Annotated in this window: 16 protein-coding genes; 13 read left to right on the plus strand and 3 right to left on the minus strand. The window is 60.7% G+C overall.

Annotated features, from left to right (window positions below):
- Window positions 1-121: 121 nt before the first annotated feature.
- The 3 genes from M0D67_RS03385 (at window position 122) to M0D67_RS03395 (ending at window position 3,468) form a co-directional block, all read left to right on the plus strand.
- A complete protein-coding gene (locus M0D67_RS03385; protein ID WP_154558091.1) occupies window positions 122-658 on the plus strand; it encodes an ESPR-type extended signal peptide-containing protein in 537 nt (178 codons plus the stop codon).
- The gene (locus tag M0D67_RS03390; RefSeq protein WP_166618135.1) at window positions 625-1,311 is read left to right on the plus strand and encodes a YadA-like family protein; all 687 of its coding nucleotides are present in this window, start codon (window positions 625-627) and stop codon (window positions 1,309-1,311) included. Before M0D67_RS03385 ends, M0D67_RS03390 begins: the two co-directional genes overlap by 34 nt.
- A gap of 753 nt (window positions 1,312-2,064) precedes the next feature.
- Complete coding sequence (locus tag M0D67_RS03395) at window positions 2,065-3,468, plus strand: YadA-like family protein (protein ID WP_171926710.1); 1,404 nt, start codon at window positions 2,065-2,067, stop codon at window positions 3,466-3,468.
- 126 nt (window positions 3,469-3,594) lie between these two features.
- Here the strand turns inward: M0D67_RS03395 and M0D67_RS03400 are convergent, their stop codons facing one another.
- A complete protein-coding gene (locus M0D67_RS03400) occupies window positions 3,595-4,440 on the minus strand; it encodes a MurR/RpiR family transcriptional regulator (protein ID WP_154558089.1) in 846 nt (281 codons plus the stop codon).
- Window positions 4,441-4,731: 291 nt separating this feature from the next.
- Here M0D67_RS03400 and edd point away from each other — a divergent pair, with 291 nt between their 5' ends.
- The 4 genes from edd (at window position 4,732) to M0D67_RS03420 (ending at window position 9,445) form a co-directional block, all read left to right on the plus strand.
- On the plus strand, window positions 4,732-6,648 hold the full coding sequence (gene edd, locus M0D67_RS03405; RefSeq protein ID WP_154558088.1) for a phosphogluconate dehydratase: 1,917 nt from the start codon (window positions 4,732-4,734) through the stop codon (window positions 6,646-6,648).
- Between the two features lie 2 nt (window positions 6,649-6,650).
- Window positions 6,651-7,292 (plus strand): bifunctional 4-hydroxy-2-oxoglutarate aldolase/2-dehydro-3-deoxy-phosphogluconate aldolase, encoded by a 642-nt coding sequence (gene eda / locus M0D67_RS03410; RefSeq protein WP_054034506.1) that lies wholly within the window; start codon window positions 6,651-6,653, stop codon window positions 7,290-7,292.
- A gap of 253 nt (window positions 7,293-7,545) precedes the next feature.
- Window positions 7,546-8,931, plus strand: coding sequence for a GntP family permease (locus M0D67_RS03415; protein WP_154558087.1), 1,386 nt, complete (start codon window positions 7,546-7,548; stop codon window positions 8,929-8,931).
- A gap of 10 nt (window positions 8,932-8,941) precedes the next feature.
- Window positions 8,942-9,445: a gluconokinase gene (locus M0D67_RS03420; RefSeq protein ID WP_154558086.1), complete on the plus strand. Its 504-nt coding sequence runs from the start codon at window positions 8,942-8,944 to the stop codon at window positions 9,443-9,445.
- A 95-nt stretch (window positions 9,446-9,540) separates the two neighbouring features.
- Here M0D67_RS03420 and purB read toward each other — a convergent pair whose 3' ends face one another.
- Window positions 9,541-10,929 (minus strand): adenylosuccinate lyase, encoded by a 1,389-nt coding sequence (gene purB, locus M0D67_RS03425; protein ID WP_054034504.1) that lies wholly within the window; start codon window positions 10,927-10,929, stop codon window positions 9,541-9,543.
- 141 nt (window positions 10,930-11,070) lie between these two features.
- Here purB and M0D67_RS03430 point away from each other — a divergent pair, with 141 nt between their 5' ends.
- The 6 genes from M0D67_RS03430 to M0D67_RS03455 all read left to right on the plus strand — a co-directional run bounded on the left by M0D67_RS03430 (window position 11,071) and on the right by M0D67_RS03455 (window position 16,866).
- Window positions 11,071-12,033, plus strand: coding sequence for a LysR family transcriptional regulator (locus M0D67_RS03430; protein ID WP_154558085.1), 963 nt, complete (start codon window positions 11,071-11,073; stop codon window positions 12,031-12,033).
- 138 nt (window positions 12,034-12,171) lie between these two features.
- On the plus strand, window positions 12,172-13,485 hold the full coding sequence (locus M0D67_RS03435; RefSeq protein ID WP_054034502.1) for a Glu/Leu/Phe/Val dehydrogenase: 1,314 nt from the start codon (window positions 12,172-12,174) through the stop codon (window positions 13,483-13,485).
- 265 nt (window positions 13,486-13,750) lie between these two features.
- A complete protein-coding gene (locus M0D67_RS03440) occupies window positions 13,751-14,644 on the plus strand; it encodes a glutamate/aspartate ABC transporter substrate-binding protein (protein ID WP_154558084.1) in 894 nt (297 codons plus the stop codon).
- Between the two features lie 82 nt (window positions 14,645-14,726).
- A complete protein-coding gene (locus tag M0D67_RS03445) occupies window positions 14,727-15,467 on the plus strand; it encodes an amino acid ABC transporter permease (RefSeq protein WP_154558083.1) in 741 nt (246 codons plus the stop codon).
- Entirely contained in the window at window positions 15,467-16,144 is a 678-nt protein-coding gene (gltK, locus tag M0D67_RS03450; protein WP_154558082.1) for a glutamate/aspartate ABC transporter permease GltK, read from the plus strand. The genes M0D67_RS03445 and gltK overlap by 1 nt, the downstream gene beginning before the upstream one ends.
- The gene (locus M0D67_RS03455; protein WP_054034498.1) at window positions 16,141-16,866 is read left to right on the plus strand and encodes an amino acid ABC transporter ATP-binding protein; all 726 of its coding nucleotides are present in this window, start codon (window positions 16,141-16,143) and stop codon (window positions 16,864-16,866) included. Before gltK ends, M0D67_RS03455 begins: the two co-directional genes overlap by 4 nt.
- Before the next feature lie 83 nt (window positions 16,867-16,949).
- Here M0D67_RS03455 and M0D67_RS03460 read toward each other — a convergent pair whose 3' ends face one another.
- Window positions 16,950-17,879 (minus strand): class II glutamine amidotransferase, encoded by a 930-nt coding sequence (locus tag M0D67_RS03460; RefSeq protein ID WP_154558081.1) that lies wholly within the window; start codon window positions 17,877-17,879, stop codon window positions 16,950-16,952.
- Window positions 17,880-18,025: the final 146 nt, after the last annotated feature.

Below are 18,025 nucleotides of genomic sequence, written 5' to 3' on the forward strand. Positions count from 1 at the left end.
AAAAAGCCAATTGCGACGACCCTGTTTTAATCCTTTTGCTACTCAGTGACGCGCGCAGGACTTCGGTAAGACACCTCCCGCGACATCAAAACCCATAACTGATATTCAGAAGGATCAAATCATGAACAAGTCGTACAAGAGTGTATGGAATGAAATCACTGGGACGTATGTGGCCGCTTCCGAGCTGGCGAAGGGCCGCGGCAAGTCGAGCCGGAAGACGGCGCTGGTAACAGCACTGCTGGCGATTGGAGTGTCGATGGATGCCATTGCGGGCGGTTTGGATGGCGGCAGCGCCACCGGTGCCGCTGCCGAGGCAATCGGAACGGGCGCGAAAGCCAGTGCAACGAACGCAGTCGCTGTGGGCCAAGGCGCCAACGCAACCGCCGCGAATTCAATTTACATCGGCGGAAACACGGATGGCTCGGGTAAGGCAGCGGCAATAGATTCGGTTGCTATCGGCACCAACACGGTAGTCGACGACAACTCGACTGCCGGAATAGCCCTCGGCCGCCTGGCCAGCGTAACCAATGCGCAAAACGGCATAGCCATTGGTAACGCCTCCTCTGTCACCGCGGCCAACGCCGTCGCATTGGGTGCGAACTCGACGGCTCGGTGGCGAACGCGGTGTCGTATGACAGCGCGGCGCACAACCAGGTGACGTTGGGCGGTTCGGCCAGCGCGCCGAAGGTGAAGCTGACCAATTTGCAGGACGGTGAACTGTCGGCGACGAGTTCAGACGCGGTGACTGGCGCGCAGTTGTGGAATACCAACCAGCAAGTCGCTAACCTGAACCAGGCGGTGCAGAACCAGCAGTCGACCGGCAGCAGCGCGCTGGCGATCGACACATCTGGCGCTCCGGCCGCTACGGCGACCGGCAGTGGCGCGATTGCGATGGGCGGCGGCGCTCAGGCAAGTGGCGACAACTCGGTGGCACTCGGCGCAGGCTCGGTGGCAGATCAGGCGAACACCGTATCGGTGGGTTCGCCGGGCAACGAGCGCCGTATCACGAACGTCGCTGACGGCCAAGGCCCGACGGACGCCGTGAACATGCGTCAGTTCCAGCAGGGTCTGGGCTCGGTCGCACGTAACGCTTACAGCGGTGTTGCAGCCGCTACCGCGTTGACGATGATTCCGGAAGTCGATCCGGGCAAGACGCTGGCGGTCGGTATTGCCGGGGGCAACTACAAGGGCTATCAGGCCGTGGCACTGGGCGCGTCGGCGCGTATTACCGCGAACCTGAAGGTCAAGATCGGTGCAGGGATCAGCGCGGCGGATACGACCTACGGGGCAGGTGCATCGTATCAGTGGTAAGCGTTGGGTGATGGTCGCGAAAAGCGCTGCGGTTTGGGTGTTTTTCGTGAACCGGTCTTAGGTAGGTAGTAAAAAGGCGGGCTCTCTTCGGGGAGCCCGCCTTTTTTGCGCCTCTGCACATCGGTGCCTGCCAAGCGCGTTTGCATCGCGCGCCGCTCGCAAGGTGATCAGCCGCGGACGTCCTGCCTCGCTCTGGCCCGCGCCCGCTAGCGCCGGTGTCGTGCCGAACGGATCAACGCCTTCACTGACCCGGCCTTCGGGAGCGCGCCGCGCGGGCAAGGGGCTAGCGTCGCTTCGATGCCCACGGCATCCGTCTCGCCAGCACAGCCAGCGGATGACGAAGATCAATCATCGCGTCCAGCCGGTTACGGAAAAATCGTCGGTGCTCGTGACAGCGAACTCGAACTCCCAGAAAGAAAATCAGGTCCATTTTATTTCCGCGAGTTCGCCCCCTCGTTCCAGGCAGACCTTTAACAGTCCCGTGATCCGCCTCTTCTGAAGAGGTCGACTATTGAGTGACGTTTTTCTTATGTGCTCTTACTCCAATCAGTCCAGTTTAAGAATGCTCCGATTCGAAATCTGACATACAAATCTTACTCTGCTGTCAGATCGGGTGGAATAACGAAATGGTCCATGAATTTCCATAGCGGTGACCATGTTTCGATCCCCCGTTACTGGTTGGTGTGTTCGAAAATCCTGCAACACGCCATTTTCTAATGCAGAACCGGATATGCTGTCCGGAGGGATAAATTCATGAGTAAGTCGCATAAAAACGTATCGAATAAGGCAACGGGCGCCCAAGTGGCGGTATCCGAGTCGACCCGGCCATCTGGGGAAAAGTCGCGCAAAGTTGGCGGATCTACGCGTGCAGCTTCAACCGTCTCCAGGCTAGTCGGCGCAGGCGCCGCAGCGGCTTTCCTTTCTGGAGGCGCGTTTGCGGCCGAGGTATGCGCGACGGGCGGCGATGGAAAAGACGCGGTGTCGTTCGGAGGAGGAGCAACGGTGGCGGTTGTCAGCGGTTGTGCCAACAACGCCTATCTTCCCGCAGGTCACGATATTGCGGAGCTCGAGGCGGGCGGGTCGGTGGTTTACGCCGACGGCACGACGAATACGGTTAACTTCCGCGCAGGCTCTGATGGGCAGATCGTTTCGATCAATTCGGACGGCGTTATCCAGAACGTCGGGGCAGGTGCCGTGAACAGCACGAGTAAGGATGCGGTGAACGGCTCGGAGCTGTATGCGAACGCTGCCAGCACAGCAGCGGCACTCGGCGGTGGCGCGAAGGTTGCTGCAGACGGCACGATTTCGGCGCCAACGTATAGTGTCGATGGCAAGACCGTGAACAACGTCGGCGACGCGATCTCGAACCTCGACGGTCGCGTGGCAAAGAATACGACGGACATCGAAAAGAACACGACGGAAATCGAAAAGAACACAGCGGACATCGCGGACTTGAACAACACGGTCGTCAAGTACGACTCCTTGGAACATGATCGGGTGACGCTGGGCGGTTCGGCTAACGCGCAGGCGGTGAAACTGAGCAATCTGCAGGACGGCGAATTGTCGGCGACCAGCACTGACGCGGTGACCGGCGCCCAGTTGTCGAGTACCAATCAGAACCTGGCCGATTTGACTCAATCGGTAAAGTCGGCCATGTCGGTAAGCACGGCGGGCCTGCCTGCGCCCACATCGTCGGGCACCAATGCAGTCGCGTTCGGCGGTGGAGCGCAAGCAAGCGGTGATAATTCGGTGGCCATCGGTGCGGGGTCGGTGGCCGATCAGGCGAACACCTTCTCTGTGGGTTCGCAAGGCAACGAGCGCCGTATCGTGAACGTGGCGAATGGTACGCAAGGGACCGACGCGGTGAACGTGAACCAGTTGAACGAGGCGAAGACGCAGGCGAAGAACTACACCGACAAAATCGCGAAGAACGCGTATGCCGGCGTAGCTGCGGCGATGGCCATGCCCAACATGACGCCCTCAGGTCCCGGCAAGACGGTCGTTGCGGCGGGTGGTGGCACGTATAAGGGCGCATCGGCAGGAGCGGTGGGCGTCACCTATCGCTCGCAAACGGGCCACTGGCTCGCGAACGGTGCGGTCTCCGTGACGTCGACGGGCGATGCGGGCGCGCGCGCTCAGGTTGGCTACGAGTTCTGATCGACGGTTTTCGATAGCGTACGGTAGTTGAACGGAAATCCCCGGTAGCCGGAAGGCTGGCGGGGATTTTTGCTGTTCGCCCAGCATGGACGCACTCTTACCGCCATGATCTCGTTGCTTTTATCGTTATGAGCGTGGATCGATCCTTCGGCGGTTGATCACTTCCTTCGCCTGCGCCAGCTTCTCAACCAGTTCCGGTCCGCGGCTCAACGCCACCCCCACCGCCAGAATGTCGCCGATCGCCAGATGCGACACGCGCGAGGTCATCGGCGAAAAAATATCTGTGTCTTCATCGACGTTCGCAAACAGCCCTACCGTCGCGAGCCGCGCGAGCGGCGAATTACCGTGTGTGATCGCGATTACCTTCGCGCCGCTTGCCAACGCCGATTTCGCCGCGTCAACGATATCGCGCGTACGTCCGGTATTCGAAATCGCCACGACCACATCGCCCTCACCCAGCAGCGTTGCCGACATCAGAAACGTATGCGGATCCGAATACGCGACGCTCGGCATACCCAAGCGAAAAAACTTGTGTTGCACATCCAGCGCAGCAATGCCCGAGCCTCCCGCGCCGTAAAACTCGATGCGCCGCGCCTGCGCCAGCAGCGCGATCGCCGCGGCCACGCTGTCCGATGACAGATTGTTGCGCACCTGGATCAGCGCGCCAATAGTCCGGTCGAGTACCTTCGCGGCGACGCCCGGCGTCGGCTCGTCCGGCCGCACGTCGCGATAGACGACGGGCACTTCCGCGGCGATGCCTTGCGCCAGCCGGATCTTGAACTCGCGAAAGCCCGAAAACCCTAGCGCGTGACAAAACCGCGCGATGGTCGGCTGGCTGACACCCGCGCGCGCGGCCACCTCGGTCATCGAGAGATCGAGCACCTCGCGCGGCGCTTCGATCACGTAATCGGCCAGCTTGCGTTCGGACGGACGCAACTGGTCGCGCATCTCTTCCACCTGGGACAGCATCATCGGAAAACTCGCACTATGCTGAAGAATGCGTGGACTATATCTGATTGCAGAAAAAGGTACAAAAACTACATATCGGGCAGTAGGTATATTCCCTGGGTTTTGCCCTATACGTGGCCAAGGTAAAGCCAGTAAGGCGTTCAGGCTATTCAAAAATGTCGCGGCGCAACAGGAGTCGTGATTGCGATCGTGTAGTTTTTCTACTAACATTGCGACGTCGACTGTTTCGACATCCCCGCGATACCTGCCTGGCATAGTGCGTCTACGCCTCACGCCAGCGACGAAGGAGCTCCGATGGTTTCCCCGCATTCGCAATTGTTGAAGGTCACGCAACGCGTGGTCGAGCGCAGCAAGCCCACTCGCGAGGCGTATCTGGCCCGTATCGAGCACGCCCAGGGCAAATTCCCTGCACGCGGCGCGCTCTCGTGCGCCAATCTGGCTCACGGCTTTGCTGGTCTTGAAGGCCACGACAAGCTCGTCATCAAGCAGATTCGCCAGCCGAACATCGGCATCGTGTCCTCGTATAACGAAATGCTGTCGGCGCACGCGCCGTACAAAAACTACCCGGACATCATCAAGGAAGCTGCGCGTGAAAACGGCGGCGTCGCGCAATTTGCCGGCGGCGTGCCGGCCATGTGCGACGGCGTCACGCAAGGCAATGCGGGCATGGAACTGTCGCTGTTCTCGCGTGAAGTGATTGCGATGAGCACGGCGGTTGCCCTCACGCACAACATGTTCGACGCAGCGCTGTGCCTCGGCATCTGCGACAAGATCGTGCCGGGCCTGCTGATCGGTGCACTGCAATTCGGCCATCTGCCGACGATTTTCGTGCCGGCCGGCCCGATGGGCAGCGGCCTGTCAAACGACGACAAAGCCAAGACGCGTCAGCTTTTCGCCACTGGCCAGTGCGGCCGCGACGCGCTGCTCGAAGCAGAAGCCGCCGCGTATCACAGCCACGGCACCTGCACGTTCTACGGCACGGCAAACAGCAACCAGATGCTGATGGAAGTGATGGGCCTGCATCTGCCGAGTTCGGCGTTTGTGCACCCGCATACGCCGCTGCGCGACGCATTGACCGCGCAAGCCGCGCGCCGCGTGCTCGACTTGACGGTGGATCGCGGCAACTACATGCCGATCGGCCACGTGGTCGACGAGAAAGCCATCGTCAACGGCATCGTCGCTTTGCTGGCAACGGGCGGTTCGACCAATCACACGCTGCACCTCGTCGCGATCGCGCGCGCGGCCGGCATCGTGATCGACTGGGACGACTTCGACACGCTGTCGCAAGCCGTGCCGCTGCTCGCCAAGATTTACCCGAACGGTAAGGCCGACGTGAACCACTTCCACGCTGCGGGCGGTGTCGCGTTCCTGGTCCGCAATCTGCTGGAAGGCGGCTTGCTCCATGAAGACGTGAACACAGTCGCCGGCAAGGGTCTCCATCACTACACCGAAGAACCGAAGCTGCTCGACGGCAAGCTGCAATGGGTGCCGGGCACGGAAAAGAGCGAAGACACGGCGGTGCTGCGCGGTATCAAGGAACCGTTCCAGCCGGATGGCGGCTTGCGTCTGATGCAGGGCAAACTTGGCCGCGGCGTGATCAAGATTTCGGCCGTCGCAGCGCAGCATCGCAAGGTGAAGGCGCCCGCGATCGTGTTCGATTCGCAGGAAGCCGTGCAGGCCGCGTTCGACAACGGCGAGCTCAAGCGTGATTTCATTGCCGTGGTGCGCTTCCAGGGCGCCCGCGCAAATGGCATGCCCGAATTGCATCGTTTGACGCCGTTGCTCGGTGTGTTGCAGGATCAAGGTTTCCACGTTGCACTGGTCACCGACGGGCGTATGTCCGGCGCGTCGGGCAAAGTGCCGGCGGTGATTCACCTGTCGCCGGAAGCATTGCTGCAAGGCCCGATCGGCAAAGTCCGCACCGGCGACATGCTGGTGATCGATGCAGACGCAGGCGTGCTCGACATCGAAATCGATGCAGCCGAATGGGCGGCGCGGCCGGAAGCATTGCCGCAGCATCAGGCGGAAAACGAAGTCGGCTTCGGCCGCGAACTGTTCGGCGTGTTCCGTGCGGCGGCAGCGCCGGCGGAGCAGGGCGCCTCGGTGTTCGGTCCGATGGTGGGCGAACGCGGCGCGCAGCACGGCGAACACAAGAAAGCACACACAAGCACCACTCAAGCCAGCCACGAGCTGCAGAAACAAGGAGTCTGACTATGACGGCGAAAACAGTAAGCGATATCGTGCGCCTCGGCCCGGTGATTCCGGTGCTCGCGTTCGACTCGGTCGAACAGGGCGAAAACGTGTCGCGCGCGCTGCATGCGGGCGGCGTGAAGGTGCTCGAAATCACGCTGCGCACGGCTGCGGGACTCGGAGCGATCGAACGCGCGAGCCAGCTGTCCGAAGACATCGTGGTCGGGGTCGGCACGATCACGAAGCCCGAGCATTGTTTTCAGGCGAAGAAAGCGGGCGCGCAATTCGGCGTGTCGCCAGGTCTCACGAAAGACATGCACAAGGCCGCGCAAGATGCGGGTTTGCCGCTGCTGCCGGGTGTCATGACGCCGAGCGACATTATCGCGGCGCTCGAACTCGGCTACGAAATCGTCAAGTTCTTCCCGGCGCAGCAAGCCGGCGGTATCCCGATGCTGCAGGCGTTTTACGGCCCGTTCCCGACGCTGAAATTCTGTCCGACCGGTGGCATCACGGCCGAAAGCGCCATCAATTTCCTCGCACAACCGAATGTGGTGTGTGTGGGCGGATCGTGGTTGACGCCGAAGGCTGCACTTGCCGCGCAAAACTGGGACGAAGTCACGCGTCTCGCACGTGCCGCCAGCGAGCTGGCCGCGCCTGCACATTGAGTTGAAACGGCGCGTACTTTAGGCCGGTAACCAGGCCCTACACAAAGGAGCCTCGTCGAAACAGCCTGTCAGGCTGTCGCGCCGAGGCTCCTTTGCGATATGCGCGCCGGATTCGCGCGCTTTTAGAGACAACAAACAGTAAAATTCAGCGTCCGCGCGGCTTGCCGGGTTTTCAGGCACCGCTTGAGGTCGCCGTGAGACAGGTGCCAGCTGTGTTCCGCACCAACAATCAATAACGCAAAGGAGGAGCTTCATGGAAGCTGTCCACGGCAGCACGCTGCTGGTCTTCGCGGTGATCGCCATCGCACTTCTGATCCTGCTGATCACCCGTTACAAGGTTTACCCGTTCCTCGTCCTGATCATCGTTTCGCTGCTGCTGGGTCTTGTATCCGGCATGCCGATCGGCACGATCGTCAAATCGTTCGAAACCGGCAACGGCAATACGCTCGGCCACATCGCGGTCGTGGTCGGCCTCGGCACCATGCTCGGCAAGATGATGGCCGAATCCGGCGGCGCGGAGCGCGTCGCCACCACGCTGATCGAGTGGTTCGGTGAGAAGAACATCCATTGGGCGATGATGGTCGTAGCGATCATCGTCGGCTTGCCGGTGTTTTTCGAAGTCGGTTTCGTGCTGCTGATTCCGATCGCGTTCAACGTCGCCAAACGTACCAACAAGTCGTTGCTGCTGGTCGGCTTGCCGATGGTCGCGGGTCTGTCCGTCGTGCACGGTCTGATTCCGCCGCACCCGGCAGCGATGCTCGCGGTGCAGGCGTATCACGCCGACATCGGCAAGACGATTGCGTACGGTCTGATCGTGGGCGTGCCGACGGCGATCGTCGCCGGCCCGCTGTTCGCGCTGCTGATCAGCCGTTACATCAAGCTGCCGGAGAACAATCCGCTCGCCGCGCAATTCCTCGGCCATGGTGATGACGCGCAAAATAACGCGAAAAGCGCGGCGCCGAAGCGCGAATTGCCGAGCTTCGGTGTCACGTTGTTCACGATCCTCTTGCCGGTAATTCTGATGCTGATCGGCAGTTGGGCCGACCTCGTCTCCACGCCGAAGACTTTGCCGAACGATCTGCTGCACTTCGTGGGCAATTCGGACGTAGCATTGTTGATCGCCGTGCTGGTTAGCTTCTGGACCTTCGGTGCGAGCCGCGGCTTCAGTCGTGAACAGATCCAGAAGTTCTGTGGCGAATGTCTCGCACCGATCGCGGGTATCACGCTGATCGTCGGCGCGGGCGGTGGTTTTGGGCGCGTGCTGATGGATAGCGGCATTTCGAAGGAAATCGTCACCGTTGCGACGGCCATGCATCTGTCGCCACTGCTGTTCGGCTGGCTGGTGGCCGCGCTGATTCGTCTGGCCACGGGTTCGGCGACGGTTGCCATGACCACCGCATGCGGCATCGTCGCGCCGATCACGGCCGCCAGCGGCGTGCAGGTCACGCCGGAATTGCTGGTGCTCGCCACCGGTTCGGGTTCGCTGATTTTCTCGCACGTCAACGACGGCGGTTTCTGGCTGATCAAGGAATACTTCGGTATGACGGTGGGGCAGACCTTCAAGACATGGTCGCTCCTCGAAACCATCATTTCGCTGATGGGCTTGGGTTTGACTTTCGCGCTCGCGACGGTCGTGTAAGGAGTTTTTGATGATTTTGATCGCAATGGGCGTGTCGGGCGCCGGCAAGACGAAGATTGGCGAAATGCTGGCGGAACGCCTGCACTGCGCGTTCACCGACGGCGACGCGTTTCACAGCGCCGCCAACAAGGAGAAAATGCACCACGGCATTCCGCTTACGGACGAAGACCGTTGGCCGTGGTTGCAAACCATCCGTGCGGCGATCGAGGAAAAGCAGAGGGCGGGCGAGAAGGCGGTGTTCACGTGTTCGTCGCTGAAACGCTCGTACCGCGATGTTCTGCGCGGCGGTAGCAGCGGCGATAAGGACGTGTGCTTCGTCTATCTGAAGGGTTCGTTCGAGGTGCTGCGCGGGCGGTTGACCACGCGCACCGGTCACTTCTTCGATCCGTCGCTGTTGCAAAGCCAGCTCGATACGCTCGAAGAGCCGGGCCCGGATGAGGCGATCACGGTGAGCATCGAATTGTCGCCGGAAGAGATCGTCGAAGAGGTGTTGAAGCAGATGACTTCGCGCTGAGGCTTTAGGCTTACTGACGTCGCAGGATGAAAAAAAGGCGCTCACGTTTGTGAGCGCCTTTTTTATGGTCGAAGCTGCGAGGTAATGACTCGGCCTTAAGCGATCCGCTTCGCCAGTTCGACTGCCTTGCCGATATACGAACCCGGCGTCATGGCAAGCAAACGGTCCTTCGCATCTTGCGGAATCGCGAGACCGGTCACGAACGTTTGCAGCGCTTCACGCGTGATGCCCTTGCCGCGCGTCAGTTCCTTCAACTGCTCATACGGGTTTTCGATGCCGTAACGGCGCATCACCGTTTGCACCGGTTCGGCCAGCACTTCCCAGCAGTTGTCGAGGTCTTCGTTCAGACGCTGTGCATTCACTTCGAGCTTGTCCAGACCGCGAATCAGCGAGTCGTATGCGAGCAGCGAGTAGCCGAACGCAACGCCCATGTTGCGCAGCACCGTCGAGTCGGTCAGGTCACGCTGCCAGCGCGAAATCGGCAGCTTGTCGGCGAGGTGGCGCAGGGTGGCGTTGGCGAGACCCAGATTACCTTCCGAGTTCTCGAAGTCGATCGGATTGACCTTGTGCGGCATCGTCGACGATCCGATTTCGCCGGCCTTCGTGCGTTGCTTGAAGTAGCCGACCGAGATGTAGCCCCACACGTCGCGGTCCAGATCCAGCAGGATCGTATTGGCGCGCGATACGGCGTCGAACAGTTCGGCCATGTAGTCGTGCGGTTCGATCTGGATCGTGTACGGATTGAACGTGAGCTTCAGGCGCTGTTCGACGACTTCGCGCGAGAACGCTTCCCAGTCGAATTCCGGATATGCGGACAGGTGCGCATTGAAGTTGCCGACCGCGCCGTTCATCTTGCCCAGCAGTTCGACCTTGGCGATACGATCGATCGCGCGTTCCAGACGTGCGGCGACGTTGGCGATTTCCTTGCCGAGCGTGGTCGGGCTGGCCGGCTGGCCGTGCGTGCGCGACAGCATCGGCTGTTCGGCTTGCGCGTGAGCCAGCGCAACGAGGCGCTGATGCACCGAGCGCAGTGCCGGCAGAATCACGTGTTCACGTGCGCCGGCGAGCATCAGGCCGTGCGAGGTGTTGTTGATGTCTTCTGAGGTGCACGCGAAGTGAATGAACTCGCTCGCGCGTTCCAGTTCTTCCTGACCCTTGACCGATTCCTTCAGCCAGTACTCGACCGCTTTCACGTCGTGATTCGTCACACGTTCGATATCCTTGATGCGCGCGGCGTCGTGCGCGGTGAAGCGCTCGGCCAGTTGCAGCAGGAATTGTTCGGCGGCTTCGGAAAAGCGCGGCACTTCGGCGAAACCGGCGTGCGAGAGCGCGATCAGCCAGTGAATTTCAACCGTCACGCGATTGCGCATGAAAGCGGCTTCCGAAAGCCAGTCGCGCAGGGCTTCGGTCTTCGAGGCGTAACGGCCGTCGAGCGGGGAGAGCGCGTTCAGCGCGAACAGGGTGTCGGGGCGGGTGTCGGACATGATGGGGGCCGGAGTCAAAGCGAGCGCTCAGCGAGCGGATCGGGAACGGAGGGAACCGCGAATTTTACCACTCAACCCGGCGGCACCACCCCGCGCCGCTAGAATGCTGACTTCCTCCCTCCCGCTGGTAGCAGGCCCCGCATGGAACTGAAATGGCTCGAAGACTTCGTTTCGCTGGCGGAAACGCGTAGTTTCAGCCGCTCGGCCGAATCTCGTCACGTCACGCAGCCAGCATTTTCGCGGCGGATTCAGGCGCTGGAAGCGTGGCTGGGCACGGAACTGATCGATCGTTCGGTTTACCCGACGCGGCTGACGGCAGCAGGCCAGGTGTTCTACGAGCAGGCGCTCGCGATGCTGTCGCAGTTCCACGAGGCGCGTGCCTTGCTGCGCGGGCACACGGCGACGCCGCAGGCCACCATCGAGTTCGCGGTACCGCACACGCTGTCGCTCACGTACTTCCCGCGCTGGCTGCAGCGCATCGAAGCGCAAATGGGTCCGATCCATACCCGGCTGCGGGCGTTGAACGTGCACGACGCGGCTCTGGCGCTGGTGGAAGGCGGCTGCGATCTGATGATGGCCTATCACCATCCGAGCCATCCAATCGCGCTCGATCCGGCGCGCTACGACATGCTCACGCTCGGCAACGAGCCGATCAGCCCGTTCTCCGCGCCGGGCCGCGCCGGCCGGGCGCGTCATACGTTGCCGGGCACCCCCGAGGCGCCCACGCCCTATCTGTCCTACACGCCGAACGCGTACCTGGGCCGCATGACCGAGGTGATCCTCGCCAACGCGCCGGAGCGTCTGTATCTCGACCGGTTGTACGAAACCGACATGGCCGAGGGGCTCAAGGCCATGGCGCTGGCCGGCCACGGCATCGCCTTCCTGCCGCACAGCGCGGTGGAAGACGCGATTGCGGACGGCAAGCTGATCCGCCTCGATCGCGCAACGCGTGGCACACCCGAGGGGCAGCTCACGCTGACCATGGAGATTCGCCTCTATCGCGACAAGCTGGCCGCGAAAGGCGACGACGCGCGGCAGATACTCGTGCGGCAGTTGTGGGACGTGGTATCGGAGGAGTTGGCGCAAGGCGCAGGCGCTGCCTGAAAACCTGCGTCCCCACGACGCGAATTTGCAGCTTCTTAACGGTTATGCAAAAAAAACATAATCGGATAATGAAACGGCATTGGATTTCAAAACGGCGTTTTTCGACAATGCTGTCACTCGATCAACGCCGGAGCGTTCATGTCATCCCAGCAACAAGCAGCACAATCCGCGTCAACGTTGCAGTCTGTTCCTTCCTACCTGAATAAAGACGACCTCGGCCCGTGGGGCAACTACCTGCGTCAGGTCGACCGCGTCGCGCCGTACCTCGGCTCGCTGTCCCGCTGGCTCGAAACCCTGAAGCGCCCGAAGCGCATTCTGATCGTCGATGTGCCTATCGAACTCGATAACGGCACGGTCGCGCACTTCGAAGGCTATCGCGTGCAGCACAACGTGTCGCGCGGTCCGGGTAAGGGCGGTGTGCGATATCACCAGGACGTGACGCTTTCGGAAGTGATGGCGCTGTCGGCGTGGATGTCGGTGAAGAATGCTGCTGTGAACGTGCCGTACGGCGGTGCGAAGGGTGGTATCCGTGTCGATCCGCGTACGCTGTCGCGTGGCGAGCTGGAGCGCGTGACGCGCCGCTACACGAGTGAAATCGGCATCATCATCGGACCGAATACCGACATCCCCGCGCCGGACGTGAACACGAACGAGCAGATCATGGCGTGGATGATGGACACGTACTCGATGAACCAGGGCCAAACGGCTACGGGCGTCGTGACGGGCAAGCCGATCGCGCTGGGTGGTTCGCTGGGCCGCCGTGAAGCGACGGGCCGTGGCGTGTTCGTGGTGGCTTCCGAAGCTGCACGCCGTATCGGTGTCGACATCGAAGGCGCGCGGATTGCCGTTCAGGGTTTCGGTAACGTGGGCGGTATCGCCGCACGTCTGTTCCAGGAAGCGGGCTCGAAGCTGGTCGCAGTGCAGGATCACACCGGCTCGCTGTACAAGTCGACTGGTATCGATGCTGTTGCGCTGGCGGATTACGTGGCGAAGAACGGCGGCGTGGGCGGTTTCCCGGAAGCCGATGCAGTCACGAACGAAGAATTCTGGACGGTCGAATCGGACATCCTGATTCCGGCCGCGCTGGAAAACCAGATCACCGAAAAGAACGCCGGCAAGATCAAGACGAAGATCGTCGTGGAAGGCGCCAACGGCCCGACCACCACGGCAGCGGACGACATTTTGCACGACCGTGGCATTCTCGTGATTCCGGACGTGGTGGCCAACGCCGGTGGCGTGACGGTGTCGTACTTCGAGTGGGTGCAGGACTTCTCGAGCTTCTTCTGGACGGAAGACGAGATCAACCAGCGTCTCGAGCGCGTGATGCGCGAAGCATTTGCCGCAGTGTGGCAAGTGTCGAGCGAACAGAAGGTCTCCGTGCGGACCGCGGCGTTTATCGTCGCGTGTAAGCGGATACTGGAAGCGCGCGAATTGCGCGGCCTGTATCCCTGATCGACTGGCATGACACGGCGGCCCGCCACCTCGCGGGCCGCTGCGAATCCTTGCTTTGACGTGGTCCACAAGACCGCGTGTTTCACCCGGCGGGCGGCATCCTATCGATGCCGCCCGCCTTTGCGTGTCCGCCGCGTTTGAATTGACGGGTTAAGCTGCTGTAATCCCGCCGCGGCGCGCGTGCGCAACAAACATGGTTTATAGCCATACTTTCAGAATAATTACTTTGCTAAACTGGCGCCGGTTCTTGCCAAGGAGATCACAAATGAAGGTTAAAAAAGCTGCGCTGCTGCTCGCGACTCTCGGACTGTTTACGGTTGGCGCGCATGCGCAAGACGCTGGTACGCTGAAAAAGATCAAGGACACGGGCGTCATTTCGCTGGGTCACCGCGAATCGTCGATCCCGTTTTCGTATTACGACGACAAGCAGAATGTCATCGGCTACTCGCAGGAATTCGCGCTGAAGGTGGTGGATGCGGTCAAGGCAAAGCTGAATATGCCTAACCTGAAGGTCAAGCTCACCCCGGTCACGTCGCAGAACCGTATTCCGCTGGTGCAAAACGGCACCGTCGACATGGAATGCGGCTCCACCACGAATAACACCGAGCGCCAGCAACAGGCTGCGTTCTCGAACACGATCTTCGTGATCGGCACGCGCCTGATGACCAAGAAAGACTCCGGCATCAAGGACTTCGCTGACCTGAAGGGCAAGACGGTCGTCACGACCGCCGGCACCACCTCTGAGCGCCTGCTTCGCAAGATGAATCAGGACAAGAGCATGGGCATGAACATCATCAGCGCGAAGGACCACGGCGAGTCGTTCCTGACGCTCTCCACCGGCCGTGCTGCCGCGTTCATGATGGACGACGCGCTGCTGGCAGGCGAACGCGCCAAGTCGAACAACCCGGGCGATTTCGTGATCGTTGGCACGCCGCAATCGCATGAAGCGTACGGCTGCATGATTCGCAAGAACGATCCGGAATTCAAGAAGGTCGTCGACGACGCGATCGCGAAGGTCGAAACCTCGGGCGAAGCCGACCAGATCTACAAGAAGTGGTTCGAATCGCCGATTCCGCCGAAGGGCCTGAACCTGGCCTTCCCGGAAAGCGACGACATCAAGGCGCTCTACAAGAGCCCGAATGACAAGGCAATCGATTAAACCTTAGCTGTTTTTTTGAAACGCTGAACGAAACGGAAGGGGCCACGCGCTTCTTCCGTTTCTTTTTGCTGGAGTCTTGGTCATGTCATATCACTGGAACTGGGGCATTCTGCTGAGTCCGGTCTCCACCGGCGAGCCGACCACCTATCTGGGCTGGCTGCTGTCCGGCTTCTGGGTGACGATCACCGTGTCGCTGTCGGCATGGGTGATCGCGCTGATTGTCGGTTCGTTGTTCGGTGTGCTGCGCACGGTGCCGAACAAATGGGCATCGGGTATCGGCACGCTCTATGTCGCGATCTTCCGCAACATCCCGCTGATCGTGCAGTTCTTTATCTGGTATCTGGTGATACCGGAGTTGCTGCCCGTGTCGATGGGGAACTGGTACAAACAACTGCCGCCGAGCGCGCAGTTCTTCTCATCGTCTATTTTGTGCCTCGGGCTCTTTACCGCCGCGCGCGTGTGCGAGCAGGTGCGCTCGGGTATCAACGCATTGCCGCGCGGCCAGCGTGCCGCGGGTCTGGCAATGGGTTTTACGCAATGGCAGACGTATCGCTACGTGCTGTTGCCGGTTGCGTACCGGATCATCGTGCCGCCGCTCACGTCCGAGTTTCTGAACATCTTCAAGAACTCGGCGGTTGCGTCGACCATCGGTCTGCTGGATCTGTCAGCCCAGGCGCGCCAACTGGTCGACTACACGTCGCAGACGTATGAGTCGTTCATCGCGGTCACGCTAGCCTATGTGCTGATCAATCTGGTCGTGATGCAACTGATGCGCTGGGTCGAAGCCAAGACCCGGTTGCCCGGCTATATCGGAGGTAAGTGATGCATCATTTCGACTGGAGCGGTATTCCGGGCGCACTGCCTACGCTGTGGATCGGCGCTATCGTCACCATCAAGATCACGCTGATTGCGATTGTGATCGGCATTGTCTGGGGCACTCTTCTCGCGATCATGCGGCTTTCGCCGATCAAGCCGTTCGAATGGTTCGCCAAGGCCTACGTGACGGTGTTCCGTTCGATCCCGCTGGTGATGGTGCTGCTGTGGTTCTTCCTGATCGTGCCGCAGGTGCTGCAGAACGTGCTGGGTTTGTCGCCGGATATCGACATCCGGCTGGCTTCGGCGATGGTCGCTTTCTCACTGTTCGAGGCGGCGTACTATTCGGAGATCATCCGCGCTGGCATTCAGGCGGTGCCGCGTGGGCAGGTCAATGCCGCGTTTGCGCTCGGCATGAGCTACCCGCAGGCGATGCGCCTCATCGTGCTGCCGCAGGCGTTCCGCGCGATGGTGCCGCTGCTGCTCACCCAAGGTATCGTGCTGTTTCAGGATACGTCGCTCGTCTACGTGATCAGCCTCGCCGACTTCTTCCGCACCGCCACGAATATTGGCGACCGTGACGGCACGAATGTCGAAATGGTACTGTTCGCGGGCGCGTGTTATTTCGTGATCTGCGTGATCGCGTCGAGCCTCGTCAAAGGTCTTCAGAAAAAGGTCGCAAGATGATCTCTATCAAGAATGTTTCGAAGTGGTACGGCCAGTTTCAAGTGCTGACCGACTGCACGACGGAAGTCAAAAAAGGTGAAGTGGTGGTGGTGTGCGGGCCGTCGGGCTCGGGCAAGTCCACGCTGATCAAAACCGTCAACGGCCTCGAGCCGTTCCAGAAGGGCGAGATCGTCATCAACGGCCAATCGCTGACCGACAAGAAAACCAATCTGTCGAAGCTGCGTGCGAAGGTCGGCATGGTGTTCCAGCACTTCGAGCTGTTCCCGCATCTGTCGATCGTGCAGAACCTGACGCTCGCACAGGTCAAGGTGCTCGGCCGCTCGAAGGACGAAGCCACGACCAAGGGCTACAAGCTGCTCGATCGAGTCGGCCTGCGTGCGCATGCGGATAAGTTTCCGGGGCAATTGTCGGGCGGTCAGCAGCAGCGCGTGGCGATTGCGCGCGCGCTGTCGATGGACCCGATCGCCATGCTGTTCGACGAGCCGACTTCGGCACTCGATCCGGAAATGATCAACGAAGTGCTCGACGTGATGGTCGAACTGGCACAAGAAGGCATGACGATGATGTGCGTCACGCACGAAATGGGCTTTGCCAAGAAGGTCGCACACCGCGTGATCTTTATGGACAAGGGCTTGATCGTGGAAGACGACAAGAAGGAAGACTTCTTCGCGAATCCGAAGTCGGATCGTGCGAAGGATTTTCTGGCGAAGATCCTGCACTGAGGGTGTTCTTGGGCCGCGCTGGTTGGTTGGCGTGGCCTAGGCAGAAAAAAGCCGCCCGGCGCGAACCGGGCGGCTTTTTCGTATCAGGACTCGAAAGCAGCCGTGTCGTCCGCGGCTTCGAGGTCGACATCGGCGGCTGTGGCAACCGCCTCAACCGAAGCCGCAATCGTAGTTGCCGAAGCCGATGCATCCAACGCCGGATTGCGCAGCTTCTCCAGCACCGAAGCCGGCACCGGCACATTGACCCGGCCGATCACTTCGCCGTGCTGGAACATCAGTAGATCGCCCGGTTTGAAGGCGGTCCACACTTCGTTATCGGTGAGCGGCTTGGTCGCGATCACGGCGACGCGGTCTTCCGGAGTCGTGTATTTGGCGAAATCGATCGACACGTCGGCATCGACCAGATGCGCGGTCGAGAACGGCCAGCGCCGCACGATGTAATGCAGATGCGTCGAGCAATGCGCGAACAGCGCCTGGCCGTTCGACATCAGGAAATTGAACACGCCAAATTGCGTGATCTCGCGCGTGAGCGTTTCGAGCGCTGCGAACAGTTCTTCCAGCGGCGGTTGGCAGCCCGGAAAAGCCTTGCGCAAACCTTGCAGCAACGCGCAGAAGGCGAGTTCGCTATCGGTTGTGCCGACGGGTTGATAGACGCCGTTGAGCGCCGGCGAATAATCTTTCAGGTCGCCGTTATGCGCGAAGATCCAGTGGCGCCCCCACAATTCGCGCATGAACGGGTGGCAGTTCTCAAGCAGGATGTGCCCTTGCGTCGCTTTGCGAATATGCGCGATCGTGTTCTTCGATTTGATCGGGTAGCGCTTGACCATCTCGGCGATCGGCGAGGTCGCCGACGATTGATGGTCGATGAACAGGCGGCAGGCTTTGTCTTCGAAGAAGGCGATGCCCCAGCCGTCCGCGTGGTGATCGGTGACGCCGCCGCGCGCCGCAAAGCCGGTGAACGAGAACGTGACGTCCGTCGGCGCGGCGCAGTTCATTCCGAGAAGTTGGCACATGTTGCGGGTAAGCCTGTGAACGGGGCGAGCCGTTACAATGATGATTTTCCAAGCATATCACCGAGCCAGAAGCGCCAAATAGCAAAATTGACGTGTGTTTAGGCTCCAGCGCTGCGAATTGCTGTGATTTGTACCGCTTCGAGCGC

This window comes from Paraburkholderia sp. SECH4 (assembly GCF_030511745.1).
Classification (GTDB): Bacteria; Pseudomonadota; Gammaproteobacteria; order Burkholderiales; family Burkholderiaceae; genus Paraburkholderia; species Paraburkholderia madseniana.